Genomic DNA, 1,705 nt, shown 5'->3' with positions numbered 1-1,705 from the left:
CCCCGGAACCCAGCGGGTCCGGGGCGAAGTCCGGTGTCACGCGCGGTCCGCGCGCCGACGGACGTCAGATGCGGCGCTCGGCGCGGCGCCGCATCCAGAACAGCCCGCCGCCGACCACCGCCGCGGCGACGAGCCCGCCGCCGATCGCGACGTCGGTCGGGGTGGCGCCACTGGTGCTGCTGCCGCCGAGGCCGCCGCGGACACCGCCGATGACGGTGAAGGCGGCCGGGCGGGTCAGGGTACGGCCGGAGCAGTTGACGGTGACGTCGTAAGCGCCGGGGCGGGCGGTGTCGTTGACGGTGGCGGTGCCCCTGGCCGTCTGGTTGGCGCCGTTGATCGGCGTCAGCTGGGCCTGCGGGAACGCCGCCGAGGTGACGGCCCCGCCGGCGGGGCAGCCGTCGACGGTGATCGTGAGCTGGCCGCCGCGGGCGATGACGGCGGGCAGGACGACGATGTTGCTGGGGTTGGCGCCCATGCCGTCCCGGGCGACAGCGGCGGGGGCGGTGAGGGTGAGGGCGGCGGCCGCGGCGGCGGTGACCGCCGAGGCCGCCAGAGCACGAGTGGTACGCATGTGATCCTCCGCGGAAGGCGCCCCGGGTCCCGTCCCCGGCATGTCGGCGAGAAAGCACCTCCCGGGTCGACCCTCGGATGCCGTGCGGGCGCCCGCATTTCGGGAATGGTCCGTCCTGGTGAGGAGACACGCCGGGCGATATGCACACAATCGGATATCGCCGCAGGTCACGGACCGTCAGAAAATATCTGCCGTCGTCAACTCGGATGGCGCACCGGGCGAAGCCGCGGCCACCCGTTCGCCGTTGCCCCGTCGCCGGTTCACGTCGCGGCGCTTAGCGTTTGCCGTATGCGCGATAGGGACGCGGCGACGGCCGTGTCGAAAGGGGATGGCGAATGTCTGCGTACGAGCTGTCCGAGGCGGCGGAAGAGGAGGAGCGGCGGCGGAAGCGCGCACCCTGGGGCGTGATAGCGCTTGTTCTGCTGACCGGTCTCGCGCTCATCCGCAACGGGTCGGGAGAGTTCGACATCGGCCCGCCGCAGCCGGCCGCGGCGGCGGCCGCGGACGGCCGCACCGCCGGCGACGTCTTCGGACGGACCGCGGCCGCGCTGCCCTACGCCGAGCCGGACCGGGTGCGGATCCCCGCCATCCGGGTCGACGCGCCCGTCATGGCGGTCGGCCTCGACACGGACGGCTGGGTGGGGGCGCCGCCGCCGGAGGACCCGAACCTCGCCGGCTGGTTCACCGGTGGCGTCTCACCGGGCGAGAAGGGGACGGCGGTCGTCGTCGGCCATGTCGACAACAAGCTAGGTCCCGCCGTGTTCTACGGCCTCGGTGCGCTGAAGAAGGGCAACCGCGTCGAGGTGTCGCGCAAGGACGGGAAGACGGCGGTGTTCGAGATCTACGGCATCGAGGTGTTCGCCAAGAACAACTTCCCCGGCGACCGCGTCTACGCCTCCAAGGGGTCGCCGGAACTGCGGGTCATCACCTGCGGCGGCGGTTTCTCCAAGGCGAACGGATACGACGGCAACGTCGTCGCCTTCGCCCGCCTGGTCGAGGTCCGCTGAGCGGACGCGGCCGGGCGGGCGGCCCGCGTCAGGCGCGCTGGGCGTGCGGCAGCGTCAGGTGATAGCCGGAGTCCAGCAGCCGCGGCAGATAGCTGCGCAGCGCCCGCACGACGCCGGGGGCGACCGC

At 73.3% G+C, this 1,705-nt stretch carries 2 protein-coding genes; one reads left to right on the top strand and one right to left on the bottom strand.

Going from position 1 to position 1,705, the window contains the following annotated elements; genetic code table 11:
- Positions 1 to 64: 64 nt before the first annotated feature.
- Entirely contained in the window at positions 65 to 571 is a 507-nt protein-coding gene (locus ABT300_RS43860) for a hypothetical protein (RefSeq protein ID WP_351688727.1), read from the bottom strand.
- Positions 572 to 906: 335 nt separating this feature from the next.
- Here ABT300_RS43860 and ABT300_RS43855 point away from each other — a divergent pair, with 335 nt between their 5' ends.
- Complete coding sequence (locus ABT300_RS43855; protein ID WP_351688724.1) at positions 907 to 1,578, top strand: class F sortase; 672 nt, start codon at positions 907 to 909, stop codon at positions 1,576 to 1,578.
- Positions 1,579 to 1,705: the final 127 nt, after the last annotated feature.

It is taken from the genome of Streptomyces sp. NPDC001027 (assembly GCF_040299045.1).
GTDB lineage: Bacteria > Actinomycetota > Actinomycetes > Streptomycetales > Streptomycetaceae > Streptomyces.
This window is presented reverse-complemented; position numbering and strand designations above follow the sequence as displayed.

What these genes read in the sequence shown, in the direction of transcription:
- ABT300_RS43860 (WP_351688727.1), bottom strand. Translation starts at nt 571, where the DNA reads ATGCGTACCACTCGTGCTCTGGCGGCCTCGGCGGTCACCGCCGCCGCG.
- ABT300_RS43855 (WP_351688724.1), top strand. Translation starts at nt 907, where the DNA reads ATGTCTGCGTACGAGCTGTCCGAGGCGGCGGAAGAGGAGGAGCGGCGG.